Source organism: Burkholderia sp. BCC0397 (assembly GCF_902832865.1).
GTDB lineage: Bacteria > Pseudomonadota > Gammaproteobacteria > Burkholderiales > Burkholderiaceae > Burkholderia.
The window spans coordinates 1-24,522 of sequence record NZ_CADFDL010000015.1; the positions used below are offsets into that span (position 1 = coordinate 1).

General features: G+C 65.9%; 26 protein-coding genes. 14 read left to right on the forward strand and 12 right to left on the reverse strand.

All coding sequences use genetic code 11. The features are described from left to right. Nucleotides 1-228: 228 nt before the first annotated feature. The 3 genes from HWX03_RS30815 to HWX03_RS37100 form a co-directional block, all read right to left on the reverse strand. Nucleotides 229-840, reverse strand: a complete 612-nt coding sequence (locus tag HWX03_RS30815) for an ATP phosphoribosyltransferase regulatory subunit (RefSeq protein ID WP_175873837.1) — start codon at nt 838-840, stop codon at nt 229-231. 471 nt (nt 841-1,311) lie between these two features. After that, nucleotides 1,312-1,761, reverse strand: coding sequence for a hypothetical protein (locus HWX03_RS30820; RefSeq protein ID WP_175873838.1), 450 nt, complete (start codon nt 1,759-1,761; stop codon nt 1,312-1,314). A 127-nt stretch (nt 1,762-1,888) separates the two neighbouring features. Then, nucleotides 1,889-2,176, reverse strand: a complete 288-nt coding sequence (locus tag HWX03_RS37100) for an alpha/beta hydrolase (protein ID WP_347879542.1) — start codon at nt 2,174-2,176, stop codon at nt 1,889-1,891. A gap of 376 nt (nt 2,177-2,552) precedes the next feature. Between HWX03_RS37100 and HWX03_RS30830 the strand changes: the two genes are divergently transcribed. Then, nucleotides 2,553-2,858, forward strand: a complete 306-nt coding sequence (locus HWX03_RS30830; protein ID WP_175873836.1) for a hypothetical protein — start codon at nt 2,553-2,555, stop codon at nt 2,856-2,858. Between the two features lie 188 nt (nt 2,859-3,046). On the opposite strand, the gene HWX03_RS30835 is transcribed toward HWX03_RS30830, so the two are convergent. The 3 genes from HWX03_RS30835 to HWX03_RS30845 form a co-directional block, all read right to left on the reverse strand. After that, nucleotides 3,047-3,529, reverse strand: a complete 483-nt coding sequence (locus HWX03_RS30835; protein WP_174430336.1) for a cupin domain-containing protein — start codon at nt 3,527-3,529, stop codon at nt 3,047-3,049. 171 nt (nt 3,530-3,700) lie between these two features. Continuing rightward, nucleotides 3,701-4,072: a DoxX family protein gene (locus HWX03_RS30840; protein ID WP_175873839.1), complete on the reverse strand. Its 372-nt coding sequence runs from the start codon at nt 4,070-4,072 to the stop codon at nt 3,701-3,703. A 140-nt stretch (nt 4,073-4,212) separates the two neighbouring features. Further along, entirely contained in the window at nt 4,213-5,085 is an 873-nt protein-coding gene (locus tag HWX03_RS30845; RefSeq protein ID WP_175873840.1) for an NmrA family NAD(P)-binding protein, read from the reverse strand. A 259-nt stretch (nt 5,086-5,344) separates the two neighbouring features. Here HWX03_RS30845 and HWX03_RS30850 point away from each other — a divergent pair, with 259 nt between their 5' ends. Beyond that, complete coding sequence (locus tag HWX03_RS30850) at nt 5,345-5,755, forward strand: helix-turn-helix domain-containing protein (RefSeq protein WP_175873841.1); 411 nt, start codon at nt 5,345-5,347, stop codon at nt 5,753-5,755. A 43-nt stretch (nt 5,756-5,798) separates the two neighbouring features. Continuing rightward, complete coding sequence (locus HWX03_RS30855; protein ID WP_175873842.1) at nt 5,799-6,452, forward strand: isochorismatase family cysteine hydrolase; 654 nt, start codon at nt 5,799-5,801, stop codon at nt 6,450-6,452. Between the two features lie 33 nt (nt 6,453-6,485). Here the strand turns inward: HWX03_RS30855 and HWX03_RS30860 are convergent, their stop codons facing one another. Next, complete coding sequence (locus tag HWX03_RS30860; protein WP_175873843.1) at nt 6,486-7,163, reverse strand: TetR/AcrR family transcriptional regulator; 678 nt, start codon at nt 7,161-7,163, stop codon at nt 6,486-6,488. Between the two features lie 153 nt (nt 7,164-7,316). Here HWX03_RS30860 and HWX03_RS30865 point away from each other — a divergent pair, with 153 nt between their 5' ends. Then, nucleotides 7,317-8,852 (forward strand): FAD-dependent monooxygenase, encoded by a 1,536-nt coding sequence (locus tag HWX03_RS30865; protein ID WP_175873844.1) that lies wholly within the window; start codon nt 7,317-7,319, stop codon nt 8,850-8,852. Nucleotides 8,853-8,997: 145 nt separating this feature from the next. Here HWX03_RS30865 and HWX03_RS30870 read toward each other — a convergent pair whose 3' ends face one another. Then, nucleotides 8,998-9,729: a ribonuclease T2 gene (locus HWX03_RS30870; protein WP_175873845.1), complete on the reverse strand. Its 732-nt coding sequence runs from the start codon at nt 9,727-9,729 to the stop codon at nt 8,998-9,000. Nucleotides 9,730-9,959: 230 nt separating this feature from the next. On the opposite strand from HWX03_RS30870, the gene HWX03_RS30875 reads away from it, so the two are divergent. After that, on the forward strand, nt 9,960-10,349 hold the full coding sequence (locus HWX03_RS30875; RefSeq protein ID WP_175873846.1) for an OsmC family protein: 390 nt from the start codon (nt 9,960-9,962) through the stop codon (nt 10,347-10,349). Between the two features lie 78 nt (nt 10,350-10,427). On the opposite strand, the gene HWX03_RS30880 is transcribed toward HWX03_RS30875, so the two are convergent. Beyond that, nucleotides 10,428-11,000 (reverse strand): hypothetical protein, encoded by a 573-nt coding sequence (locus HWX03_RS30880; RefSeq protein ID WP_175873847.1) that lies wholly within the window; start codon nt 10,998-11,000, stop codon nt 10,428-10,430. A gap of 94 nt (nt 11,001-11,094) precedes the next feature. Then, nucleotides 11,095-12,498, reverse strand: coding sequence for a DUF308 domain-containing protein (locus HWX03_RS30885; RefSeq protein WP_175873848.1), 1,404 nt, complete (start codon nt 12,496-12,498; stop codon nt 11,095-11,097). Nucleotides 12,499-12,843: 345 nt separating this feature from the next. On the opposite strand from HWX03_RS30885, the gene HWX03_RS30890 reads away from it, so the two are divergent. From HWX03_RS30890 to HWX03_RS30900, 3 genes are read left to right on the forward strand one after another with little or no spacing between them, the layout of a single operon-like run. Further along, a complete protein-coding gene (locus HWX03_RS30890; RefSeq protein ID WP_175873849.1) occupies nt 12,844-13,482 on the forward strand; it encodes a hypothetical protein in 639 nt (212 codons plus the stop codon). A gap of 35 nt (nt 13,483-13,517) precedes the next feature. Continuing rightward, complete coding sequence (locus HWX03_RS30895) at nt 13,518-14,120, forward strand: helix-turn-helix transcriptional regulator (RefSeq protein ID WP_175873850.1); 603 nt, start codon at nt 13,518-13,520, stop codon at nt 14,118-14,120. After that, nucleotides 14,114-14,323, forward strand: coding sequence for a hypothetical protein (locus HWX03_RS30900; RefSeq protein ID WP_174430313.1), 210 nt, complete (start codon nt 14,114-14,116; stop codon nt 14,321-14,323). The genes HWX03_RS30895 and HWX03_RS30900 overlap by 7 nt, the downstream gene beginning before the upstream one ends. 150 nt (nt 14,324-14,473) lie before the next feature. Here the strand turns inward: HWX03_RS30900 and HWX03_RS30905 are convergent, their stop codons facing one another. Next, nucleotides 14,474-15,526 carry an RNA-guided endonuclease TnpB family protein gene (locus tag HWX03_RS30905; protein WP_175873851.1) on the reverse strand — a complete coding sequence of 351 codons (1,053 nt, stop codon included), beginning with the start codon at nt 15,524-15,526 and terminating at the stop codon, nt 14,474-14,476. Nucleotides 15,527-15,618: 92 nt separating this feature from the next. Here HWX03_RS30905 and HWX03_RS30910 point away from each other — a divergent pair, with 92 nt between their 5' ends. The 5 genes from HWX03_RS30910 (at nt 15,619) to HWX03_RS30930 (ending at nt 21,876) form a co-directional block, all read left to right on the forward strand. Next, nucleotides 15,619-16,200, forward strand: a complete 582-nt coding sequence (locus HWX03_RS30910) for an HD domain-containing protein (RefSeq protein ID WP_175873960.1) — start codon at nt 15,619-15,621, stop codon at nt 16,198-16,200. Between the two features lie 55 nt (nt 16,201-16,255). After that, the gene (locus tag HWX03_RS30915; RefSeq protein ID WP_175873852.1) at nt 16,256-16,984 is read left to right on the forward strand and encodes a class I SAM-dependent methyltransferase; all 729 of its coding nucleotides are present in this window, start codon (nt 16,256-16,258) and stop codon (nt 16,982-16,984) included. Nucleotides 16,985-17,254: 270 nt separating this feature from the next. Beyond that, nucleotides 17,255-18,448: an efflux RND transporter periplasmic adaptor subunit gene (locus HWX03_RS30920; protein ID WP_175873853.1), complete on the forward strand. Its 1,194-nt coding sequence runs from the start codon at nt 17,255-17,257 to the stop codon at nt 18,446-18,448. A 2-nt stretch (nt 18,449-18,450) separates the two neighbouring features. After that, nucleotides 18,451-20,490 (forward strand): MacB family efflux pump subunit, encoded by a 2,040-nt coding sequence (locus HWX03_RS30925; RefSeq protein WP_175873854.1) that lies wholly within the window; start codon nt 18,451-18,453, stop codon nt 20,488-20,490. 6 nt (nt 20,491-20,496) lie between these two features. Further along, the gene (locus HWX03_RS30930; RefSeq protein WP_175873855.1) at nt 20,497-21,876 is read left to right on the forward strand and encodes an efflux transporter outer membrane subunit; all 1,380 of its coding nucleotides are present in this window, start codon (nt 20,497-20,499) and stop codon (nt 21,874-21,876) included. A gap of 37 nt (nt 21,877-21,913) precedes the next feature. On the opposite strand, the gene HWX03_RS30935 is transcribed toward HWX03_RS30930, so the two are convergent. Continuing rightward, a complete protein-coding gene (locus HWX03_RS30935) occupies nt 21,914-23,410 on the reverse strand; it encodes an MFS transporter (RefSeq protein ID WP_175873856.1) in 1,497 nt (498 codons plus the stop codon). Nucleotides 23,411-23,589: 179 nt separating this feature from the next. Here HWX03_RS30935 and HWX03_RS30940 point away from each other — a divergent pair, with 179 nt between their 5' ends. Next, a complete protein-coding gene (locus HWX03_RS30940) occupies nt 23,590-24,510 on the forward strand; it encodes a LysR family transcriptional regulator (RefSeq protein ID WP_175873857.1) in 921 nt (306 codons plus the stop codon). Nucleotides 24,511-24,522: the final 12 nt, after the last annotated feature.

The following is a 24,522-nucleotide window of genomic DNA, read 5'->3' on the forward strand; positions in this document are numbered from 1 at the left end:
GAACCAGTTTGCTATCCTGTTCGGCGAGCGATTTATGCAGGCGCGTGGATAACGTGCTGTTCAACCGCCTCGCCCACAAAAATGCGGACAGGTTCTGTTGGGCACAACTCATTCATTGCAATGAGATTGCGGAAAGCGGACGTTCGTGCCATCGCTTGACTACGTGTAGCCGGTGATATGGAGCTTGCGACTGTCGCGAGCCGCAAGCCGCGTCGGCATTGGAGTTCGCTACACAAGCCCTTGAGCAGTCATCGCTAGCAATAGTCGTTCAGCGCCGATGCCGAAACCGGCTCCCTCCTGATAGGCGCCGCCACCAACCACTTGCTGTTGCGCTCCGAGTTCGGTACAGCGCATTTCGAAGCCCCGACCGTTCAGATAGTAGCTGAGGCCTCTGCGGGCCGAATCGTCGACTTCATAGCGAAGGCCGAGTGAATCGAAAAAGCCGATCGCTACCTCCTGGCTGCGTTTGACCGCGGATTCCAGGTTGGGGCATAGATACTCAAATCCTAGTTGGGAGAATTCGCGGTAGCGACCGGCTTGAGGTCGTTCATAGCGGTAGCATCGAGCGATATAAAACAACATCCGCTCCCGTTGTCGACCCAGCAGCTCGCTGCATCGCTCCTGGAACAGTGCCGTTGCCTCAGGAATCAGGCAGCAAGCGCGTCCCTTCTTATCGGGAAAGGCCCACATCTGGCCGATGATCTCGCTGCCCCCTGCTTTTTGAATGAATGTATCTTGCGACCACAACGCCGGGACAATCGCCTCCTCTGCTCCGACGTTAATGAAGATAGCTCCGGAATTGGGTTTCCAGAGTGCGAATTTGCGCGGCTTCCTTGCCAACGATGAAGCGTGTTCCGCGAATCATGGTCATGAGAATCCTCCTGGGGGTAAAAAATAAAAAGGCGCCGTAGGCGCCTTGGTCGTTTGTACAGGAAGGGGGAACTGCAATCCCGGATGTCCTGCTATGGACGTAACGAACCACGGCGCATCGGGTGACGACCGTGATGATGACGAGATTGGTTCGGGACGTTACGGAGTTCCATGCGGTTCATATTGGCACATTAATTTTGATTTGTGAACCGATCCACATGTCTCAGGGGCCACGACGTGATCTTAAGGACCTAAACGAGTCGCACGGCTAAAGATCGTCGACGATTTATCCTCTGTTGCCGACTGACCGATTCTGGCCCGAACGCGGCCGGATGCCGCCCAGTGACGCGTAACCGGCGCAGATCGAACCGAAGCAGTCAGCCGATATCGTCGGAAGCAGACGTTTGTAGTGTGCGGCGCCGCGCCGGGTTGTTGGACGGGTCACCGGAGGACAATGACTTTTCCACCGTTATGCTCGAACTCGGAGCGAGTCGTACGACTGACCTCATGCGCCAGCGAGTCACTATGAAGAATGTCTCGAAAAGACACTTTTGGTGGCCGATATGCTTCCCGGAATGCCTGGAACGACCCGCCTGCGACGCTCGAGCCGACCTCTTCAACACGCGCCAGCCATGAGCACTTGAGATCAGACCGCTTAAGTGCGGCGTTTAGCCGGTGTTCAACAGCAAGATAACCGTCCGTACCTTCTGCGATTGCGTGAAACTCGTCTGCCGTTACCTGCGTAACGACGATTTCCGGTCGATCTGTGCTCGTTAAGGACACCCATCCCATGGTCGCCATGTCTGTGTCGGCAGAAAATTCGACGATGGGAAATTGCTTCGCGCTGATATTCGACTGTAACCAGACGATGGTGTCGTAAATAGTGGTCATGGTAGATGGCAGAGAATAGGCAAATCAAGCGGTGCAGCCAACGCGACAGGATCGATTGTCGACGAACGATACAACCTTATTGAGCGACCAAGCATGCCGGTTCATGCCCGACAGTTTCGGCGTTCTCTCATCTGGCTGCGATGCCGTCGATGGGGCTGCCGATAACGTGCTCTATCAGCCAGCGCCGGGCAATGTCGGTACATAGCGATGGCCGCTCCAGCGTCGGAAAGTGCCCGCATCCTTCCAGCGACTCGAAGCGAGCATGCGGCATCAGCTTGGCGATCCGACGACCGACATCGACCGGAACGAAGCGGTCTGCCTCGCCCCATATGAGAAGTGTCGGGATCGCGCTCGTGGCCAGCGTCGACCAACGATTCGAGCGAGTCAAAGCCGCATCGGATCGTCGCGCAAACATATCGGCACTGTATCGAGAGCCATTTGAACAAACGCTGCTCTTGACCGGACATCTACAGGAGGAATGGCGTTTTCAGCAAATTCGGCGATAACTTGCTCATGCTCCTCCTCCCGAATCCTCCGGCTGGTGTCGCGAACACGATCCGGATACGGATGCAATCCGGGCTGACAGTTCATCAACCACAGTCCGCGCACGCGCTGGTGCGCGCGCGACTACTTCCATCGCGATACAGCCACCGTAGGCCGTGCCTGCAATGATGAATGGGCCGTCAATGGAAGCAAGCAGCCTCTCGGCGCTTTCGGCGAACGTAGGATAGGCCAGCATCCGGACAGAAGGTACGATCAGATCGCGCAACCCTTCGAGTTGATCGGCATACATGCGTCCGTCGCAGGGCATTGCGGGCAAAAAGACGAGCGGTAATGGCATGGCATCCTGCGAGGACGGGTTGGACGACTACGGTAACGAGTTCGCGACCTCGCGCAACGAGGCCAAGACGTCTTACGTATTGGATTTCAACCGGATCGTCGATTGTCCGCTCCTGGCCGGAAACCCCGTCGCCGACAGCCACATGGCTCGCCTGCTTGGTCGGCGCCGGGATGATATGGTCGGTTTATATTGCTGGAGTTTCAGCACGTTGGCGCTCGAATGGTTGACGACTTATACGGCGCGGTCGATTTTTTGAAGCGCAAGAATCAAGCGCGACTCATTCTGCGCAATGGCAACACGCGCCAGCAAACTCAACTTCGATACACCGGCTGAGCGACTTCATCCATTCGTTGCATCGACGGGTTGAATCCGCAAAGTACCGCGGTCACTCGCCGGGATATCGTCGCTGACAGGTGGTCGGCCGATACGGCCTTCAGCATGAGCTCAGTCCGGCATCCCGTTATGGTCCCCGAGCGGTCTGGCGGGCCAGTCCACCCATCGGTCCGCGCGGGTAAGTTCGTACGCTTCGTTGAGCGGGTAACGAATACGGTTGTCGTCGCGAGGACGCTCGCCGATCACCATCAACCTGACTTCGTCCTTCGTATTATTGATGAAGGTGTGACAAATTCCGGTGCCGGCCGGAAACGCGACGGAATCGCCCTCGGCAATGGGGTGAAGCACGCCGTCGATCCATACATCGGGCTTGCCTTCGAGCACGTACACAAACTCCTGCTCGGTACTTTCGGCGTGTGGATATGACGTCCGTCGTCCGGGCAGAAGTCTGACATGATGGATTCCAATACGCGTAATGCCGAGTGCGGCTGAAAGCGGCGCGTCGAGCGCCATTGGCTCGGTATCGCCGCGATAGGAATGCGCATCCGGCTCTTCGAGTTCAGTCCAGTGTTTGATGAAATCTGGCCGGCTCATCGGGTGTTCTCCTTTAAGAGGAGCGTCCATGATAGCGGCTTACAGAATTCGGCCATCGGCAACAATCGCCCCCGAGCCGCCCTGCGGCCCTCTCAACGGGATTTGAAACCGACAACGGATCGCCAACAGCATTTTCAGCATGCTTTCAAGCGTTTGAGTGCCGCGTAACGCTCAGGCCCTTGCCCCGGAACCGACAGCGAACCGCTCGCGCCAGGCAATCCAGCCGACCGCACCCGACAGTGTCGCCGCGACAAGCGGCGCCACGCCATGCCCGTATTCGCCGTGGAGCGTGACGGTCGCGAGCGCAGCCAGCATCACGGTGCAGCCGAGCACCGAACCCCACAGTCGCGTCCGCGCTCGCGCCAGCAGGAAGGCGGTCATGAGTTCCAGCGAACCGGTCACGAAATGAAACCCGGGCGGATATCCCCACTTCAGGTATTCGTCGATGATGGATCGCGGGGCGATGATATTGCTGAGCGATCCCGCGACGAAAAAAGCGGCCAGCAACAAAGGCAATACCTGGCGCCACGACATCTTGGACATTCGTCCTTTCTCCTTGTCTGATCCGCGTGCCGCCGAAGACTCGTGTGGCCCGCTCGTCGACGAGCCGGCCGATCACCGCTGACTGCCGCGGCTCGAAAAGGCGGCCTACGCGCGCCCGTTCTTGATGTGGCTGCCCCGGTTCATGTGTTGGCGGCCTTGTGGGCCGCCGCGAATACGTCGCGAGGGGGCGTCGTGCCCGCGACGTGCTCCGTACCCTCAACGCCGAGATCCATCCATCCCGCGTTGACGGCATCGAACATCGCTTCGGCCGCCCCGGTCCGACCCTTCGGGACGCCGAACTGTTCGAATGCCGCCGCCCACCCGGCCCGGGGGATGGCGAAGGCCTTGACGTCGCGCTGCATGACTTCGCCGAGTTGGGCCGCGACTTCATCCGCGCTGAACATCGAGCCCAGCTCGACGACGCGATGCCCGGACCAAGCCGGCCCGGTCAGCAGCGTCGCCACCTCGGCGCCGATATCGTCGGTTGCGACCATGGTCGATTTGCGGCTCGTCGGGTCGTAGTAGACGGGCAGCGTGCCGCCCTGGGCGACGTGCAAGCCGTAAAGGAAATTTTCGAAAAAGCCGCCGGCTCGCACATAGGCAATCGGCAATGTCAGGTCGCGAAGTCCTTGCTCCAGAAGTGACAGGGCCGTGATCAATCCCACCCCACCGGTTCTGTTCGCGCCCATCGACGAGAGCGCGACCACCCGCGGCGGTGCGGCCTTGGTCAGCGCCTCGACGTAGTTCGCGATCACGCTCCTTGCTTCGTTGAAATCAGGCGACGGGGCCCAGACACCGGGCAGCATGACAAATGCACCTTCGACCCCTTCGAGCGCCCGCTCGACTGCGGCCGCGTCGTTCCAGTCGCCGTCGACCAGTTCCACGCCCTGATCCGCCCAGTGCGCGGCCTTGTCGCGATCACGGACCAGCGCACGTACTTTCCTGGCTCGCGCCAACAGATGTCGGGCCGTTGCACCGCCGACGCGTCCTGTTATTCCTGTTACCAAAAACATGTGTTTCTCCTGAAATCAGTATTGCCTTCGAGCATCGATAACCGACACTTGACCCCGGAAAAAGCCGCAGCAGCGCCTTCAATCCATGGCGACCTGGGTGTCCGCCGACGCCTGAATATCGAAAGCAGGGAAACAGGGGACCGGCATGAGAACCCCGTGAAGAACGGTCTATGTTCGAGGGCAGGCCTATCATAGAGACCCGCGCCTCGCACCGTAAGGAGGCAGTTTTTTGTTACCTGAAGAGTTGAAGGGAACCCGAATGAGCACTGCACAGAATGCGATCGAGAGATTCGGCCAATATCAACGTCAGTCACGCGACGCCCAGCCCGCCCACTGCGCGGTCCGCGACGTGCTCGACCGCATCGGCGACAAATGGAGCATGCTCATGATCATGGAACTGGCGACGCGATCGCAGCGCTTCAGCGAGCTTCGCCGGTCCGTCCCTGACATTTCCAAGCGCATGCTGACGCAGACGCTCCGCGACCTGGAGCGCGACGGACTCGTCACGCGTCATGTTTTTCCCACCAAGCCGCCGAGCGTCGAATATCGTCTGGCCCCGCTCGGCCAATCTCTGTTGGACCCGATGGCGGCCCTCGTCGATTGGGCCGATCGAAGTTATTCAGACATCCAGGCCGCGCGTGTCCGCTTTGACGGTGCACTCGCCCGATAAGGCACCCCCGCAAAATTGTCCGAGCTATTGGAGAACGTCGTTCATGAACGAGGAAAACGCACCGGATATCGAAATGGCAACCCGCTCACCTACCCATGACGACAACGCACGCGCTCAAGGCATGGCCGCGCCGATTCCCCCCATCGCGCCCTCGAAAACCGCGCTGCTCGTCATGCATTACCAGACCGACATCCTCGGCCTCTTCCCGTCGGTCGCGCCTGAATTGCTGTCCAATACACGCCATCTCTGCGACGCGGCACGCGCTGCCGGCGTCGGCGTCTGGTTCGCGAATCTCCGCTTCAGCCCCGGCTACCCGGAAGTCAGCCCGCTCAACAAGAACGGTCAGGGCATCAAGCAACTCGGCCTCTTCATCGACGACGCCCCGTGCCCCGAACTGGCCAGGCAGCCCGACGAACCGCTGATCATCGCCCACCGCGCGAGCGTATTCTTCGGCACCGATCTGCAGGCGCGGCTCATCGCACAGGGCGTCGATTCGCTGATCATGGTCGGCATCGCGTCAACGGGCGTGATGCTGTCGTCGATCGCCCACGCGAGCGACGCCGATTTCCGCCTCTACACGGTCAAGGACTGCTGCTACGACCCGGACCCGGTGGTCCACGAGCATCTGTTCGCCACCGCGTTCGAATCGCGCACGACGGTGCTGTCGCTCGCGGATGCGTTGCGGCTGCTGGCGTAACAACGGCCGACCGCACCGCCGCCCGACGGCTGCTTACCGGGCTGCCGCCCCAATCCCCGCCAGAATGAGGTCGATGCCGGCCAGGAACTGCGCGCGTTCGTCGTGCGCGGCCAGTTGCGCCGCCACCTTGCGCACGAACGGGTACTGCGCCGGTTCGAGCTGCGCCCACCGCTCGACAACGGTCGCGACGATCTCCGGCTGCCCCACCTCGCGCGGATGCAACCGCGCACCGGCCGCATACTGGCCGGCCAGCCCGAAGATGTAGTGCATCAGCGCCGACGCCGCGTTGAATTGCGCGGGCTCGGGCACGCCCAGCATCTGCAGCTGACCGCCGACGCGCTCCAGGATCCGCAGCACCGCCTGTTGCCACGGCTCACGGAACAACTGCGCACCCACCCACGGATGCGCGCTGAACGCGTCGAACAGGCGCAGCGCGACGCGCCGGATCGCTTCCGCCGCATCGCCGTCACGCTCCGTCGGCACGTCCGTCAGCGCAGCCGCGATCACTTGATCCGCGGCCGCCGCGAGCAGGTCGTGCTTGTCGGCGACATGCCAGTAGATCGCGCCGCTTCCGGTCGCCAGGTGCGCGGCGAGCGCGCGAAACGTCAGCGCGCCCTCGCCTGAATGGTCGAGGATCCCGATCGCGGCCTCGACGATCCGCTCTTTCGACAGCGCGTCCGCGCGCCGCTCGGTCCGGTTGCTGGTTTTCATGCGCGCTAGCTTGACACATCTGGAACAGCGTTCCAATATCTCGCCAATGGAACAATGTTCCATTGCTTTCGTGAATGAAAAGCAATGCCGGCGCGTACCGCCCTCTCGCTCTCGATCACGCCGGGCCGCCCTGACCCGAAACCGAGCCACCCGATGAATCTGCCCGTGACCCACGATGTCGTGATTGCCGGAGCCGGCCCTGTCGGCCTGTTTCTCGCGTGCGAATTACGCCTTGCCGGCGCGTCCGTGCTGGTGGTCGAGCAGACGGACGATCCGGAATTCCCGTTGAAGCATCTCCCGTTCGGCATGCGCGGCCTGTCCGCGCCGACCATCGACGCGTTCTACCGTCGCGGCCTGCTCGACGGCATCGCGCTGCCGTCCCGTGCAAAGGACACCGCGCACTGGATGCAGCAATCGCGTCGGCCGGCCGGCCATTTCGCCGGCATCCAGTTCTTCCACGACGACGTCGATGCGTCGCAGTGGCCGTACCACCTGCCCGGCCCGGCCGGCACGCACATGGCAACCGATATGGCGCGGGTCGAATCCGTGCTGACCGCTCGTGCGTACGCAACGGGCGTCGAGATCCGGCGCGGCCTTGCCGTCGAAGGCTTCGATCAGTCGAACGATGGAGTCACGCTGTGCGCGGGCGACGAGACATTCCACGCACGCTGGCTCGTCGGCTGCGACGGCGGCCGCAGCGCGGTCCGCAAGGGCGGCGGCTTCGCGTTCACCGGCACCGACGCCGAGTTCACCGGTTACTCGATCGAAGCCGAGTTCGCCGATCCGGGCGCGCTGCTGCCGGGCCGTCACTACACGCCGGCCGGGATGTACACATACACGCCGCCCGGAACCGTCGCGCTGGTCGAGTTCGACGGCGGAGCATTCCACCGGAGCGGGCCGGTGACGCTCGAGCATGCGCAGGTCGTGCTGCGCCGCGTGCCCGGCACCGGCGTCACGTTGACCGCGCTCCGGCTCGCCACCACGTGGACCGATCGCGCGTACCAGGCATCGACATACCGCAACGGCCGCGTGCTGCTCGCGGGCGATGCCGCGCACATCCACTCGCCGCTCGGCGGCCAGGGACTCAATCTCGGGCTCGGCGATGCGATGAATCTCGGCTGGAAGCTGGCCGCGACGATCCGCGGCGACGCGCCGGACGGGCTGCTCGACAGCTACACGGACGAACGGCATCCGGTGGGCGCACGCGTGCTCGACTGGTCGCGTGCGCAGGTCGCGCTGATGCGGCCGTCCCCGAGTTCGCGCGCGCTCGCAGCGATCGTTCGCGATCTCGTCGACACGCGCGACGGCGCGACGTACTTTGCCGAACGCGTGTGGGGCGTGTCGCTCGCGTACGATCTCGGCGGCGGCCATCCGCTCGTGGGCCGCGGCGTTCCCGACTTCGAACTGGCCGACGGCACGCGGCTCGGCGAACACGTCAGGCACGGCAAGGGCGTGCTGCTGGACTTCGATATGAACCAATCGCTTCGGGTGCTGGCAAGCCGCTGGCGCGACCGGATCGTCTATATCGCGAGCGACGCGAAGGACCGGCTCGGATTGCGCGCGGTGCTCGTGCGCCCCGACGGCTTCGTCGCATGGGCCTGCGAGGACGATGCGGACGTAGACGTGAACATCGACGCAGCCACCCATGCGGCCACACGATGGTTCGGCGTGCCGACCGCGGCGCGTTGAGCGCAGCCGTCCGACGCAGGAAACGGGTGTGTATCGGCGACCGACAGACAAACCTGCATGTGCGCTTTCAACGACATACCGGACATCCTCGAATGCCCAGATCGCCCGCGACGTGCGCGATATCGCGCACGTCAGCCGCCCCCCCTCACTTCGCGATAAACACACCCGACGTCGGGCACGTGCCTTGCGTATTGCCGTCCGTCACGAGCGACGCCGCGCTCGGAAACTGCGTGGTTGCATTCGTCTTCACCGCGATCCACGCTTCGGTGAAGTAGCTCACGCCATTCGTCTTCGTGCATTTCAGCGACACCGCGCTGCGCGTGTTGCTGCCGAACGCGCCTTCGAACGCCGACAGCAACTGATTACGCGTGACCGTCTTGCCCGCGTTCGCTTGCAGGAACGCGTTGAACGACGTGTTGCCCAACCGGCTGATCATGCCCGACGCCTGGTTCCAGTAAGCATCGGGCGTCGCCGAATTCGAACAGGTACCGTGCTTGAACCACTCGTGCTTGTCGAGACACGAAGCAACACCCGGCATGTACGTCGACAGCGTGTTACGCGTCGCGCTGCTGATCGGGTACGCGTCCATGCTGCACCACTGGTGCGCGTTGTCGAGGTCGATGTCGTTCTGCGGCACGCCGCAGTAGAACGGCTGGTTGCCGTCGTAGCGGTTCGGCCACAGCCCGTGCAGCGACAGGCTCGTCGCCGCATACGAGCCGGCGAGGTTCGTGCATTCCGGCGTGTCGTGCGACGCGCAGAAGCCGGGCTCCCACGATGCGGCGAGCAACAGGTAGTCGTAGCTGGTCTGCGCGGCGGCGTGCAGTGAAACGGAAGCGACGGCGAGTGCGGCAGCGGCGCCGGCGAGCGTCTTGAGCATGGCGTGTTTCCTCGGAAAAGGCTTGCGGTCGCGGGATGCGCCGCAAGGTTGTCGAATGTCTGCCCGCGATTGTTGCTGCCGCAACGTGGCACGAATGTGAAGGTGCACGAAAGAATTCGCGGAGAGCCGCCGACCCTGTTACGGCTGGTACCGGTACCGGTGATTGCCTTCCTCCGCCTGCGACACCGGCATACGCTGTCGTCACTTTCATCCTGCAACGGAGCATCCCCATGGTGACGGCCACGCGGCTGGGCCAACCGTACTGCGTCGAGATCGGGAACGGGCGCAGCCTCGTGCGCTCGGACACGCACAAGGATGGCAAGGGCGGCGACGCCGGCATGCGGCCGCACGAACTGCTCGAAAGCGCGCTCGCGGCCTGCGTCTGCCTGTCGGTCGACCTGGCCGCGGAGCGGGCGGGCGCGACGCTGCCAACCTGTACGGTAGACGTCGCCATCGAACGCCTCGATCGCGAAACCGGTTTCGACATCACGGTGCGCTTCGCGGCGCCGCTGTCGCAAGCGCAGCAAACACTCGTCAATGACGCGGTAAGCGCGTCGCCGGTCGCCCGCACGCTGGGCAAGCCAATACGGATCGGGCCGGCCACGATCGCGCACGACTGAGCTGATCGCCACGGACGTCGCATTGTCGACGCCAGTGCGTCGATGGTCGAACGGCATGCGCTTACCGCACGTGATCGCTCAGGCGCCAAGCTGCGTGCACGCGCGTGCCGACGCTTCGGGGCCCTCGAGCGCGAGAATCTGCCACACGCCGACGCTGACGCGCTGGCGCGCCGCCGTCGACGCATCGGCCAGCAACGCCTCGACACGCGGTGCGACATCGGGCGCCTTCTGCTGCAGCGCCGCGTGGTGCCGCGCACGCGACGCCGGCCCGGATTCGTACACGTCGCAAAGGCGCACCATGCCGGCGAGGCCGGCCAGAACGTCGTCCTTGTCGATCGCGGCCGGCTCGACGGGCGCGAGCCCGTCGCGCTCCTCCGGCGGCAGCTGGTTGCGCGCGCCTTCGTCGATCGCCGTGGCGGAAGCCGGCGGCAGGCCGCCCATCGCCGCGACGATCCGGCTACCCGCGGCGATCATGTCGCCCTGGCACGCGATCTTCTCGGCGGCCGCGACGTTCGAGCAGAACGACACCGACATCCGGTACACGTCGTTGCTCATGCGCGGCACTTCGTCCGTGCCCGCCTGCGCGAGGCCGGCGCTCGCCAGCGTCAGCGCGGCGGGAATCAGGATGCGGAACGCTCTCGTCTTGTTCATTGTTGTCGTCCGTGGGTGCTGATGGCAGGCAAGATCGCCGGGCCGCGCGGAGACGCCCCTTGTGACGCCGGGCCCGCGTCCGGCGCCACGCGTTTCACTTCATCGACGCCGCCTCCGAGCCGCCGGGCGACAGCGCCGCGCTGTCCTGCTCGCGCCACGCGCGGCGCGACGCCATGATCGCGCTCACCGCCGAGCGCGCGACCTTCCACCACGCGAACGGACGCGGATCGGCGAGCATGCTGAGCGCGCGCGCATAGTCGAGCGTGAGCCCGGGCGTCCACGCCATCGTCACCGCGCGCTTGCGGATCTGTGCGGCCACCCACAGCTCGGGCGTAAGCAGCAGCCGCACGAACGCGCCCCACCCGGCCCGCGCGCCCTTCAGCCGCCACACCGCGCCGTCGAGCGCGGCCTCGAGTGCATTCGACACGGTGCTCGAGCAGTTGCGGTGCGTGAGGTTGTACGTCGTGTTCTGCCGGTACGACGACCAGAACGCATCGAGCCTGGCCGGATCGTAGTTGCGGATGCGCACGCGCACGGTCGACGGGCACCACGCTTTCGACTCGGTCGCATAGTCGGGCTGGAACAGGCCCGGCACGTCGTTCTCGCGCGTCGCGCGCAGGATGCGCGTGAATTCGTCCGGAGAACGATCGATTTCGACACCCGGATACAGGCTGATGTAGATGCCCTCCGGCGATTCCAGCGCCGCATGGCCGGTCGAGATCACGCCGTTGACGTCCACCGCCGCGATATAGCGGTCGATCACCGGATAGCGGTGCGCTTCGGCCTTCGACGTGCCGGTCGGCGTCCACACGTGCACGGTGAGCGCCCGCTCGCCGTCGGCCGGTGGCCCATCCCATTCGGATTGCGCGAACTGCGGCGAGTCCGGCGCATCGTCGAGATCCGGCGCGAGCGCGGGTGCTGGCGACGTCGCGAACGCCGGGTTGCGCGTCAGCCGCCGCACGCGTGCGGCGAGGCTCAGCATGTGCATCCCGCCGAACATCAGCAGCAGGCCGAGGCAGTACGGTACGGTGCCCGCATAGTGCGTCGGGTACGGCTGGAAGAAGAAGATCGCCAGCAGGATCTCGACGACGCCCCACCCGAACGCGACGTTCCAGCGGCGATAGCGCACCATCCACGCGGACGTGCATTGCAACAGCCCGTCGACGAGAAACAGCGTGCCGAAGATCATCGACAGCAGGAAGTGGCCGTGATGATGGCCGGCAAACACGAGCCCCGCGGCCACCACGACCGCGATACCTTTCACGTAGCGCAGGACGCGTTGCCCGCCGACCCCGCTGCCGGCCACCGCGAGCGTCGCGAGCCCCTCGATCAGGAACAGCCACGCGAACAGCTCGATCGGGAAATGCAGCGCGCCGTCGAGCGCGTCGACGAAAATGCCGACGCCCGCGGCGACCCACAGCCAGCCGAGCACGGTCAGCCCGCGCCAGCGGGTCCGCAGATATTCGATGCCCAGCAGCAGCAACACCAGTCGTACCATTGCGCCCTCGTGTCTTTTTTTGGGAAACGCGCGGCCTCGCGCTCCCTGTCGTGGCGACCGCGCGTCGGGCGACGCGCCGGCCGGAAGGCGGTCATCGTTGCCGGCGCGTCATGTCGTCGACATGATCGATCGCGGCCGGCACGCGCCGCTCTGGCCGAATAATAAGATATGGCGAGGCCGGTTGAAAGCCTCGCGAAAACGTTTTCGACGGGCGCGGACGGGCCCGGCCGCCCGCTGCCGCGGCAGATTTCGGGTTCGACAACGTGCGGCGGATACGCGAGAATCCGGCTTCCGAGGGTGAAAGCCACCAAACCAAACCGAACCGCACAGACGGGACAACAAGAAATGAGCACATCCATCACGCGCCGGCGCCTGCTGGCCGCCGGTGTCGCCGCGAGCAGCCTTGCGCTGTCGGGCTGTTTCACGCCGAAGCTGTACAAGAACGACGCCTACAGCGAATACGTATCCGCATTCATGATGACCGAAGACGGCAAGAAACTGGTCGTCCTCGGCACGCGCTACCATTACATCTTCGATCTGCCGGCCCAATTGCGGCCGGTACTGCTGTCCGGCTACCGGAAATCGGTACGCTCGACATTCGAGGGCTTTCATGCGAGCGGCGGCAGCGTCACCGGGCATTACCGGATCGTGCTGCCGAAAGACGCTTCGGACGACGATCGACGGGCCGCCTCCGCCGACGGCTTCGCCAGCGAGCCGGCCGGCCTCGTGCTCGAAGGCGACATCGACGGCAAGCGCTACTCGACGGAAGGCTTCGTCGAGAAGGACAAGGCGGCCGCGCAACCGTTCAACCGCCCGTACTCGGTCTACATCAAGGAATCGCCGTCCGTCGTCGGCATGGGTCTGCGGATTCTCGCGACGCCGATCACGGTGGCCGCCGATGGCGTACTCGTGCTGGGCGGCATCGTGCTCGTGCCGTTCGCGGTAATCGCGATCCAGGCAAACGGCGGCATCCGGATCATGTAACGGCGCGCACGGTACGGCCGCACAGGAGCATCGCCATGACCGCCTCACCGCTTCATACGCCGCCGCTCGGCCCTCAACTCAAGCGCTGGCGCGCGCTGCACCGCGTGAAGCAAAGCCATGCGGCCGAACTGTTCGGCGTCGCACAATCGACGATCTCGCGCTGGGAGGCCGGCCTCCAGCAGATGTCGCCCGACGAGCGCGCGACGGCCGAACGGCTGCTCGCCGCGCGCATCGCCTCAGCGGGCGACCACGCACTCGCGCGGCTGATCGCCGGCAGCGCGGGCCGCATGCATCTCGTGTGCGACCTCACGCACCGCCTGCTTGCCAGTTCGCCGGCCCGCGCGGCCGAGTTCTCGCAGCCGCTTTCGACGCTGCTCGGCACGTCGCTGTGGCGCTACGCAACCCCGGAAATCGTCCGCATGGAAGCCGCGCTCGACCCGCTCGGCTGGCACGACCGCGCGGGGCCGCCGAGCGTCGAGTTCGACACCGGCGCGAATGCGTCGCGCGTCGTGCCGATTCGCGGCAGCCGGTGCCGGTGGACGCGGATGACGCTGTCGAACGGTTCTGCCGTGCGACTCGTGGAAACGCTCGACGACACCGTGAATGGCATCACAATCCGGGAACGTACCGCATGTTGAAGCTGATCGTGCAAGAGCTTTTGCTCGGTGCGCTTATTCTCTATATCGGTACCGGTGTACTGGTCGCGCTACGCTCGGGTGTCGCCAACGCCGGCGGCAAGCGCGTCGCGCGCCGCGACCGCCCCTGCGCATTCGGGTTGATCGTGCTTGTCCAGATCGGCTTCGTCACCCTGTTCTGCTGGATCGCACTCACGCTGAAGTAAGCGCACGGCAACGCGCCATCATCGGCAAGCGAATCCGTGGCGCCCTGTCCCGCCTCCGTCACGCATATTTCATGCGTGGACGAACCCCTCGCGGCCGGCGTACGCTTGGCGGTTCATCGCAAGGACGCCGACCTTGACGTCCTGCTCCGCCTAAAGGCGGAGGATTCCCACATCTGGCGATGCACGTCCGCATCGGAGAATGTTCAACGCAGCGTTGGTATCTCGATCATGTTCGACACCACAGTCACTACAGGCCCACTCTCTTATTCGCAGTCCCGCGATACCTTTCGGCCGCGTCGTGCTGTCTTTCGACCCGCACGACGAACAGGACTGGGTAGAACCGCTTTCGTCCACTTCCTCGAACGTGGCCCCGTGCGCCATCGCCTTGTAACGGAGCTTGTTTCGGAAGGACGACCAGGATGCGTCGTAGACGCTCTTCGCCATCCTCGTTCTGGCGAGTTTGGCTGCCGACACGTTGCCGACCGCGATGTAATCGAAGCGCCGCACCAGATCGAGCGCGAGCTTATGCTGGAAATCGGCACGCGCATTCGCGACCTTGGCGTGCAGCTTCGCGATATGTCGCTTGTGCTTTCGCGCCCGTTGCGCTTTCGCGAGCTTTTCCGCCGCTCGTCGACCGAACTGGTCATTGGGCAGCTTCTCGCCGGTCGAAAGTGTGGCGAAGTCTTTCAGGCCGAGATCGATGCCCACACCGGAACGGATCGGGCGAGCCGGCACATCCGGCATCTCGATCACGATGTTGAGAAACCAGTTGCCGCGTGCATCCTGCGCAAAGTTGGTGCCGTCCTTGATCTTGCCTTCGGGAAGCGGTCGGCTGTTAAACACGCGAAAGGTGTTGCCGGCGAAACGGAACGCGTCACCCTCGCGCTTCAGGTCACGCCCCTTCAGCGGCACCCAGCCCAGCGACTTCCTGCCGCGATAACGCAGGTACGGGCGACGGTGCTGACTGCGCGACTTCGCGTATTGCTCGCACGTCGCGTTGACCGTGCCGGAGTGAATACCGAGTTCCTTGCTGCTGCCGGTCGTCAGCACGTTCAGGTCGAATCCTGTAGGCCACTTCTTGCCCCACTTGAGCGCGTGCTTCTGCGTGTCATTGCAGAAGTTCCAGACGTAGTTCACCGTACGGCTCTGCTTGTTGAGCAGTCCGTTGAGCGACTTCACGCGGTAGCGGTAGACAAGGATCATGCCAGTGATCCTAACCTGTGGGAAAAGCTGCCTGTCAACCGCACGCCTTTCCTTCCCGCCATCAATGGCGGGGTTTCTCGGGGCAAATTCTGATGAATCCCGATACGATCCACGCGCGCCTCGATTTCCTGCGCGAAGCCGAACGCCTGAAGGACGTGCTGCGCAGCGGCTACACGTCGGCCGGCCGCCCGGAAAGCACGGCCGAGCACAGTTGGCGGCTGTGCCTGATGGCGCTGGTGTTCGCCGACGCGCTGCCCGGCGTCGACACGCTGAAGCTGCTGAAACTGTGCGTCGTCCACGACCTCGGCGAAGCGCTGCACGGCGACATCCCCGCGATCGAGCAGGCCGCGCACCCCGACAAGAGCACGCACGAACGCGACGACCTGCTGACGCTGACCGCGTCGCTCGACCGCGCGGTGCGCGACGAGATCGTCGCGCTGTGGGACGAATACGAGGCGGCCGCCTCGCCCGAAGCCCGCGCGGCGAAGGCGCTCGACAAGCTCGAAACGATCCTGCAGCACAACCAGGGCAGCAATCCGCCCGATTTCGACTATGCGTTCAATCTCGGCTACGGCCGTCGCTACACCGACGCCGCGCCGCTGTTCAGCGCGATCCGCGAGATCGTCGACGCCGACACGCAGCGCAGGATCGACGCGGGCGGACACCGCGCGTAAGCTCGCGGAATCGGGCGAGCGAGCCCGCTCGCCCCGCCCGCACGAGAGTCGACGCATGACGCAGAACATCTACGACGACCCGGCCTTCTTCGAAGGCTATAGCCGCCTGAACCGCTCGATTCACGGGCTCGACGGCGCCCCCGAATGGCCCGCGCTGCGCGCGCTGCTGCCCGACCTGCACGGCCGTCGCGTGCTCGATCTCGGCTGCGGCTACGGCTGGTTCAGCCGCTGGGCGGCCGACCAGGGTGCTGCGAGCGTGCTCGGCATCGACGTGTCCGAACGCATGCTCGAACGCGCGGCATCGACCGCCGCTCATCCGGCGATCACGTACCGTCTCGCCGATCTCGAAACGCTCGCGCTGCCGGATGCCGCGTTCGATCTCGCGTACAGCTCGCTCACGTTCCACTACATCGTGCACCTCGACACGCTGCTGCGTGCGATCCATCACGCGCTCGTGCCGGGCGGCCGGCTCGTGTTCTCGATCGAGCATCCGATCTATACGGCGCCGCGCCGGCCCGGTTTCGTCGTCGATGCGCAAGGCAACCGCTCGTGGCCGCTCGACGGCTACCAGCGCGAAGGCGAACGCGTGACCGACTGGCTCGCGCCGGGCGTCGTCAAGCAGCATCGCACGCTCGGCACGCTCGCGAACCAGCTGATCGGCAGCGGCTTCACGCTCACGCATCTCAACGAATGGGGGCCGACGCCCGAGCAGGTCGACGCGCTGCCCGCGCTCGACGAGGAACGCGACCGGCCGATGATGGCGATCGTCGCCGCGCAGCGGTAGCGCGCGGCGCGGCAACGCCTTTTCACAGATCGCAACAATTACGCCGTCTGGCCAACCGCATTGGTACGGCGTCCGCACAATTCAGCACAAATTCCACACGATTCGGCGCGAATTCCTCGCTTACCATGAGCGCCTGATTCGATTCGGCACGCCCGCGCGATGCGTACGCGGAACCCGTCGCGGGCGACACGTCCGGCATGCGACGCCAACCGGATCGTTCCGTTCGGCCGCACGCATCGCCGGCGCCTGCTTCATCCTCGCCGCATTCTCATGACCCAGAAGGCCCATCGCCGCCGGCGCATCGTGCTGGCCACCCTTGCCGTCGTCGCGATCGCCGCCGGCGTCACGCTGAAGGCCTGCGCGCCCGACAAGCGTCCGCAGTACCTGTCCGCACCCGTCACGCGCGGCAATCTCGAGAACGCGGTACTCGCAACCGGCGCGCTGCAGGCGTTCAAGCAGGTCGACGTCGGCGCGCAGGTGTCGGGGCAGTTGAAGACGCTGAAGGTCAAGCTCGGCGACAAGGTCACGAAAGGCCAGTGGCTCGCCGAGATCGATCCCGTGATCTCGGAAAACGCACTGCGTCAGGCGCGCGCCAGCGAAGAAAGCCTGCGCGCGCAGCAGCAATCGACCGCCGCGCAATTGACACAGGCCGAACTCGCGTTCCGCCGCCAGCAGGCGATGCTGCCCGACGATGCGACGTCGCGCGAGTCGTTCGAGGCCGCGAAGGCGACGCTCGACGTGCAGCGCGCGACCCTCGCGTCGCTCGCCGCGCAGATCCGTTCGGCCCGCATCCAGATCGAGACCGCGCAGGCCAACCTCGGCTACACGCGCATCGTCGCGCCGATCGACGGCGAGATCGTCGCGATCGTCACGCAGGAAGGCCAGACCGTGATCGCGCAGCAGCAGGCGCCGGTGATCCTGAAGCTCGCGAATCTCGACACGATGACCGTGAAGGCGCAGGTGTCGGAAGCCGACGTGATCCGCGTGAGCGCCGGCCAGAGCGCGTATTTCACGATCCTCGGCGAACCGGACAAGCGTCACTACGGCAAGCTGCGCGCGATCGAACCGGCACCGCAGAACTACGCCGACGCGCAAAGCCCGCTCGGCGGCGGGGCCGGCGGCGGCGCGAAGCCGAACGCCGCGGTGTTCTACAACGCGCTGTTCGACGTGCCGAATCCCGAGCACCGGCTGCGCATCGCGATGACCGCGCAGGTCAACATCGTGCTCGGCGACGCGCGCAACGCGCTGATCATTCCGGCCGCCGCGCTCGGCGAGAAGCGCAAGGACGGCACCGTCGCGGTACGCGTGCTGCGCGCCGACGGCAGCACGGAAACGCGCCATATCCGCATCGGCATCAACAACAACGTGCGCGTCGAAGTGCTGGCCGGCCTGAAGGACGGCGAGCGCGTCGTGATCGGCGAAGCGTCGGCGGACGAGCACGCGCCGCTGTCGGACGTGGTGTGACGATGAGCCAGCCCCTGCTGAAACTCTCCGCCGTCACGCGACGCTTTCCTGCCGGCGACAAGGACGTCGTCGTCCTGAACAACGTCAACCTCGCGATCGACGCGGGCGAGATCGTCGCGATCGTCGGCGCGTCGGGTTCCGGCAAGTCGACGCTGATGAACATCCTCGGCTGCCTCGATCACCCGAGCGAAGGCACCTACACGGTCGGCGGACGCGACACGCACATGCTCGACAGCGACGAGCTCGCGCAGTTGCGCCGCGAGCACTTCGGCTTCGTGTTCCAGCGCTATCACCTGCTGCCGCACGTCGACGCGGTCGCGAACCTCGAAATGCCGGCGATCTACGCGGGTGCCACGCGCGCCGAGCGGCACGCCCGCGCCCGCGCATTGCTCGCGCGCCTCGGGCTCGCGGATCGCGCGCATCACCGGCCCGGGCAACTGTCCGGCGGCCAGCAGCAGCGCGTGAGCATTGCGCGCGCGCTGATGAACGGCGGCCAGGTGATCCTCGCGGACGAGCCGACCGGCGCGCTCGACACGAAAAGCGGCCAGGACGTGATCCGCATCCTGCACGAGCTGAACGCGCTCGGCCATACGATCGTGATCGTCACGCACGACAAGGCCGTGGCGCGCCATGCACGGCGCATCATCGAGATCAGCGACGGCGAGATCGTCGCCGACCGGCCGAATCGGCAATACGCGGAGGCGCTCGCGGAATCCGGTGTCGGCGCGGCCGCAACGACCGAAACGGCAGCCGACACGCCGTCCGCACCGGCTTCCGAGGATGCCCCGCCGCACGCCGACACCGACACCGATCCCGGCCCGCGCGCCGGACGCTTCGTGGCCGGCACCGGCCGCTTCGCCGAGGCGTGCCGGATGGCGTGGATCGCGCTCGTGTCGCACCGGCTGCGCACGCTGCTGACGATGCTCGGCATCATCATCGGCATCACGTCGGTGGTATCGATCGTCGCGGTCGGCGAAGGCGCGAAGCGCTACATGCTCGAAGAAATCGGCAGCATCGGCACCAATACGATCAACGTCTATCCCGGCACCGACTGGGGCGACAGCCGCGCGGACACGATCCAGACGCTCGTGCCCGCCGACGTCGCCGCGCTCGCCGAGCAGCCGTACGTCGACAGCGCGACACCCGAAACGTCGCGCACGCTGCTGCTGCGCTACCGCAACATCGACGTCAACGCGCTCGTGAGCGGCGTCGGCGACCGCTACTTCCAGGCGCGCGGGATGCGTTTCGCGTTCGGCGTCGCGTTCGACGACGACGCGGTGCGCCGCCAGGCGCAGGTGGCCGTGATCGACCAGAACACGCGCCGCAAGCTGTTCGGCGCGACCCGCAATCCGGTCGGCGAAGTGATCCTGGTCGACAACGTGCCGTGCGTCGTGATCGGCGTCACCGCCGACAAGAAGAGCGCATTCGGCAGCGTGAAGAGCCTGAACGTGTGGGTGCCGTACACGACCGCAAGCGGGCGCCTGTTCGGCCAGCGCTATCTCGACAGCATCACCGTGCGCGTACGCGACGGGCAGCCGAGCGCCGCCGCCGAGAAAAGCCTCGAGAAGCTGATGATCCAGCGCCACGGCCGCAAGGACTTCTTCACGTACAACATGGACAGCGTGGTCAAGACCGTCGAGAAGACCGGCCAGTCGCTGACGCTGCTGCTGTCGCTGATCGCGGTGATCTCGCTCGTCGTCGGCGGGATCGGCGTAATGAACATCATGCTGGTGTCGGTCACCGAGCGTACGCGCGAGATCGGCATCCGGATGGCGGTCGGCGCGCGCCAGTCCGACATCCTGCAGCAGTTCCTGGTCGAGGCCGTGCTCGTGTGCTTGCTCGGCGGCACGATCGGCATCGCACTGTCGTTCGGGCTCGGCGCGCTGTTCTCGATGTTCGTCGCACAGTGGAAGATGGTGTTCTCGGCCGGCGCGATCGTGACCGCGTTCGTGTGCTCGACGCTCACCGGTGTGATTTTCGGGTTCATGCCCGCGCGCAACGCGTCGCGGCTCGATCCGATCGATGCGCTCGCGCGCGACTGACGAAACATGGCCATCACGCATTCCTCCCCGCTTCATCGCCTCGGCGCATTCGCATGCGCGGCCGCGCTGCTCGCCGGCTGCGCGGCCGCGCGCCACGATCCGCTGCCGGCCGTCGCGATGCCCGCGAACTGGGCCGCGCCGGTCACGGCCGATGCGCCGGCCGCCACGCGCGACTGGTGGCGCAGCTTCGGCGATCCGCAACTCGACGCGTTGATCGACGACGCGCTGCGCGCCAACGGCGATCTCGCGATCGCGGCGATCCGCGTGTATCGCGCGCAGTTGCAGGCCGGGCTCGTCGACACGAACCTGACGCCGAACGTGACGCTCGGCGCGAACGGCACGGTGTCGCGCACGCTCGATACGCACCAGATGAGCCAGTCGAGCGGCCTCAACGGTTCGCTCAGCTACGAAATCGACCTGTGGGGCCGGTTGGCCGCGCTGCGCGACGCCGCGCACTGGGAAGCCGACGCGACGGCCGCCGATCTGGAGGCCGCGCGGCTGTCGCTGATCGGCATGACCGCGGCGCTGTACTGGCAGATCGGCTATCTGAACCGGCAGATCGCGCTCGGCGACGCGAACATCGCGTATGCGGAGCGCACGCTCGCGCTCGTCCGGTCACGGCACACGGCCGGCGCCGTGTCGGGGCTCGACCTCGCGCAGGCCGAACAGAGCCTCGCCGCGCAACGCGCGGCGCAGACGCAACTGATCCAGCAGCGCACCGAGAACCGCCACGCGCTCGCGATCCTGTTCGACCGGTCGCCGCAGCAGTTCGCGGCCGAACCGGCGGCACTGCCCGACACCGCACCGCCCGACGTGGCGGCCGGCCTGCCCGCGAGCCTGCTCGGCCGGCGCCCCGACCTGCGTGCGGCGGAATTCCGGCTGCGCGAGTCGCTCGCGCAGGTCGACGCGACGCGCACGAGCTTCTATCCGACCTTCACGCTGACCGGCAGCGCCGGCACGACGAGCACGAGCCTCGAGCGCGTGCTGACCAATCCGGTCGGCACGCTCGGGCTCGGCCTCGCGCTGCCGTTCATCCAGTGGAACACGATGCAGTTGCAGATCAAGGTGTCGAAGTCGCAGTACGAGGAAGCGGTGGTCGGCTTCCGCCAGCGGCTCTACACGGCGCTCGCGGAAGTCGAGAACGCGCTGTCGGCACGCGTGCAGCTCGAACGCGAAGCCGAACAGCGCGCGCTGTCGCTCGCCCAGGCGCAGCGCGCCGAACGGCTGGCTGCCGCGCGCTTCGCGGCCGGCGCGACCGCCGTGCAGCCGTGGCTCGACCAGCAGCAGGTACTGAGGAGCGCGCAGAGCGCCGACGAACTGACGCGCCTGAACCGGCTCAACAACCAGATGAAGCTGTACCGCGCGCTCGGCGGCGGGACATCCTGACCGGCCGTCACACGTCATACGCCGCACGCCGGCCGCGTCATTCGCATACGGCCGCCCCGCGCCGCGCCGGCGCGAACGCCACCGCGCTCGCGGCCGCGAGCACGGCCACGCCCGCCGCGCCGTACACCATCACCCACCCGAACCCGTGCGCGAGCGCCGGCGCGATCGCCTGCAGCCCGTCGGTGCGGCCCGCTGCAATCTCCTGCGCAAGCCGGCGCAGCGCCGCGTCGCCGATCGTGCCGGCCGGCCCGCCCTTCAGGCTCGCGACGATCCCCGCTACCAGCACGAAGCCCATCGCCGCGATGTTCAGCGCGAGCGAGATCATCCGCGCGCTCATGTCGATGCCCGACGCCATCCCGGCCCGCGCACTCGGCACCGCGCCCGTCGTCGTGTTGGTAACGGGCGTGTTGGTCAAGCCGAGCCCGATGCCGGCGATCACGCAGCCCGGCAGCATCGTCAGCCAGCTCGCATGATCGGCCGCGCTGCCCAACCGCATCAGCACGAAACCGGCCGCGATCGTGAACAGGCCGCCCGGAATCACGACGCCCGGCCCGTAGCGCAGTGCGAGCCGTTCGCCGAACGGCGGCGCGATCAGCGTCGGCAGCGTGTACGCGAGCAACGCGAGACCGGCCGTCACGCTGTCGTAGCCGAGCGCAACCTGGAACCAGATCGGCAGGTAGATCATGAACGGCCAGAAGCTGAAGTTCATCCCCATCGAGCCGAAGATCGCGCCGGTGAACGCGCGAATCCGGAACACCGAGAAGTCGAACATCGGCCGCGCGCTGCCGCGCTCCGCGATGACGAAACCGGCCAGCGCGAGCACGGTCGCGCCGAGCACGCCGAGGCCGGCCGCGCTCGTCAGCCCGAGTTCGGCGCTTTGGGTGATGTAAAAGGCAAGGCCGAGCACCGCGAGCGACAGCGTGACGATGCCCGCGACGTCGAGCGCGCCCGCATGCGGATCGCGCGATTCCTGCACCGCGCCGCCGATCAGCACGAGCGCGACGGCCGCGAGCGGCGCATGGACGAGGAACACCCACGGCCAGCTCGCCAGCGCGACGATCGCGCCACCGACGATCGGCCCGAAGCCGAGCCCGATGCCGAACACGATCCCCCAGATTCCGAATGCGCGGCCGCGCTCGCGCCCTTCGCGGAACTGGTGCGACAGCACGGCGATCTGGCAGATCAGCATCGCGCCGCCGCTCGCGCCCTGCAGCAGCCGGCCCGCGACGAGCACCGGCACGTTCGGCGCGAGCCCGCACAGCAGCGACGTCGCGCCGAACAGCACGGTGCCGATCACGTACACGCGCTTGCGGCCGAACCGGTCCGCGAGCGTGCCGGCCGCCATCAGCACCGTCGTACACGCGATCGTGTACGCGTTCATGATCCACTGCATGCCGTTGAAATCGCCATGCAGCACGTGTTCGAGCGTCGGCAGGATCACCGGCACGCTCGAGATTTCGAGGCCGAACATCAGCGACGTGAGACAGACGGCCGCGAGCGCGACCGCATTCCTGCGGGAGTCGGATAGCGTCATGCGTATTGCGCGGCGGCCCGGCGACAGGCCGCACGCCTCCAGATAAGTAGGATTCGCCGCGTGCGGCCGGCGACGCACGCTGGGCGGGAATCGGTACTATAGTGAGAATTCATCTCCCCATTGACGCACGCATTTCCATGCACTGGGGAATTTCAGGACCCAATCGACGTAAACCTGCAATGACCGACAGACTCGACGGCGTAACGACCTTCGTCCAGGTCGTGGAATCGGGCAGCTTCGCGCTGGCCGCGGAACGGCTCGACATGACGCGTTCGGCGGTCGGCAAGGCGATCGCACGGCTCGAGAAGCGGCTCGGCGCACGGCTGCTGCAGCGCACGACGCGCAGCCAGAGCCTGACCGACGACGGCCAGGCGTACTACGACCGCTGCGTGCGCGCGCTGGCGGAACTGGAAGCGGCGGAAGCCGATCTTGACTGCGGCCGCCACGAGGCGCGCGGCAAGCTGCGGCTGAGCGTGCCGCTCGCGTTCGGGCACCACTGCGTGACGCCGATCGTGCTCGACCTTGCGCGCACCTATCCGCACCTGCGGATCGACGTGTCGATCACCGACCGCTTCGTCGATCTCGTCGAGGAAGGAATCGACCTTGCGGTGCGGATCGGCACGCTCGCGGACAGCACGAGCCTCGCGGTGCGGCGGCTCGGCACGCAATACGGCAGCCTCGGCGCGGCGCCGTCGTATCTCGCGCGCTACGAGATGCCGAAGACGCTCGACGACCTGAAGCACCACCGGACGATCGCGTATTCGCGTTCGGGCGTGGTGCAGCCGTGGGACTTGCGCGCGCCGGACGGCTCGACGGTGCGCATCGACATGCCGCATCAACTGAGTTTCGACGACGTGCAGGCGATCGCCGCGGCCGGCGCATCGGGGTTCGGGATTGCGTGGCTGCCGAGCTGGCTGCTCGACCATTACGTGAAGCGCGGGGAGATGGTGGTCGTGCTGGATCGATGCTTCGTCTGCGAAGGCGACATTCACGCGCTCTGGCCGAAGACGCGCTACCTGCCGCGCAAGACGCGCTGCGTGATCGACGCGCTTGCGGAGGCGATTCCGCCGATGATCGAGCGCGCGGACGAAGCGCGCTGAACGGGTCGCAGC

What these genes read in the sequence shown, in the direction of transcription:
- HWX03_RS30820 (WP_175873838.1), bottom strand. Translation starts at nt 1,761, where the DNA reads ATGACCACTATTTACGACACCATCGTCTGGTTACAGTCGAATATCAGC.
- HWX03_RS37100 (WP_347879542.1), bottom strand. Translation starts at nt 2,176, where the DNA reads ATGTTTGCGCGACGATCCGATGCGGCTTTGACTCGCTCGAATCGTTGG.
- HWX03_RS30830 (WP_175873836.1), top strand. Translation starts at nt 2,553, where the DNA reads ATGCGTCCGTCGCAGGGCATTGCGGGCAAAAAGACGAGCGGTAATGGC.
- HWX03_RS30835 (WP_174430336.1), bottom strand. Translation starts at nt 3,529, where the DNA reads ATGAGCCGGCCAGATTTCATCAAACACTGGACTGAACTCGAAGAGCCG.
- HWX03_RS30840 (WP_175873839.1), bottom strand. Translation starts at nt 4,072, where the DNA reads ATGTCCAAGATGTCGTGGCGCCAGGTATTGCCTTTGTTGCTGGCCGCT.
- HWX03_RS30845 (WP_175873840.1), bottom strand. Translation starts at nt 5,085, where the DNA reads ATGTTTTTGGTAACAGGAATAACAGGACGCGTCGGCGGTGCAACGGCC.
- HWX03_RS30850 (WP_175873841.1), top strand. Translation starts at nt 5,345, where the DNA reads ATGAGCACTGCACAGAATGCGATCGAGAGATTCGGCCAATATCAACGT.
- HWX03_RS30855 (WP_175873842.1), top strand. Translation starts at nt 5,799, where the DNA reads ATGAACGAGGAAAACGCACCGGATATCGAAATGGCAACCCGCTCACCT.
- HWX03_RS30860 (WP_175873843.1), bottom strand. Translation starts at nt 7,163, where the DNA reads ATGAAAACCAGCAACCGGACCGAGCGGCGCGCGGACGCGCTGTCGAAA.
- HWX03_RS30865 (WP_175873844.1), top strand. Translation starts at nt 7,317, where the DNA reads ATGAATCTGCCCGTGACCCACGATGTCGTGATTGCCGGAGCCGGCCCT.
- HWX03_RS30870 (WP_175873845.1), bottom strand. Translation starts at nt 9,729, where the DNA reads ATGCTCAAGACGCTCGCCGGCGCCGCTGCCGCACTCGCCGTCGCTTCC.
- HWX03_RS30875 (WP_175873846.1), top strand. Translation starts at nt 9,960, where the DNA reads ATGGTGACGGCCACGCGGCTGGGCCAACCGTACTGCGTCGAGATCGGG.
- HWX03_RS30880 (WP_175873847.1), bottom strand. Translation starts at nt 11,000, where the DNA reads ATGAACAAGACGAGAGCGTTCCGCATCCTGATTCCCGCCGCGCTGACG.
- HWX03_RS30885 (WP_175873848.1), bottom strand. Translation starts at nt 12,498, where the DNA reads ATGGTACGACTGGTGTTGCTGCTGCTGGGCATCGAATATCTGCGGACC.
- HWX03_RS30890 (WP_175873849.1), top strand. Translation starts at nt 12,844, where the DNA reads ATGAGCACATCCATCACGCGCCGGCGCCTGCTGGCCGCCGGTGTCGCC.
- HWX03_RS30895 (WP_175873850.1), top strand. Translation starts at nt 13,518, where the DNA reads ATGACCGCCTCACCGCTTCATACGCCGCCGCTCGGCCCTCAACTCAAG.
- HWX03_RS30900 (WP_174430313.1), top strand. Translation starts at nt 14,114, where the DNA reads ATGTTGAAGCTGATCGTGCAAGAGCTTTTGCTCGGTGCGCTTATTCTC.
- HWX03_RS30905 (WP_175873851.1), bottom strand. Translation starts at nt 15,526, where the DNA reads ATGATCCTTGTCTACCGCTACCGCGTGAAGTCGCTCAACGGACTGCTC.
- HWX03_RS30910 (WP_175873960.1), top strand. Translation starts at nt 15,619, where the DNA reads ATGAATCCCGATACGATCCACGCGCGCCTCGATTTCCTGCGCGAAGCC.
- HWX03_RS30915 (WP_175873852.1), top strand. Translation starts at nt 16,256, where the DNA reads ATGACGCAGAACATCTACGACGACCCGGCCTTCTTCGAAGGCTATAGC.
- HWX03_RS30920 (WP_175873853.1), top strand. Translation starts at nt 17,255, where the DNA reads ATGACCCAGAAGGCCCATCGCCGCCGGCGCATCGTGCTGGCCACCCTT.
- HWX03_RS30925 (WP_175873854.1), top strand. Translation starts at nt 18,451, where the DNA reads ATGAGCCAGCCCCTGCTGAAACTCTCCGCCGTCACGCGACGCTTTCCT.
- HWX03_RS30930 (WP_175873855.1), top strand. Translation starts at nt 20,497, where the DNA reads ATGGCCATCACGCATTCCTCCCCGCTTCATCGCCTCGGCGCATTCGCA.
- HWX03_RS30935 (WP_175873856.1), bottom strand. Translation starts at nt 23,410, where the DNA reads ATGACGCTATCCGACTCCCGCAGGAATGCGGTCGCGCTCGCGGCCGTC.
- HWX03_RS30940 (WP_175873857.1), top strand. Translation starts at nt 23,590, where the DNA reads ATGACCGACAGACTCGACGGCGTAACGACCTTCGTCCAGGTCGTGGAA.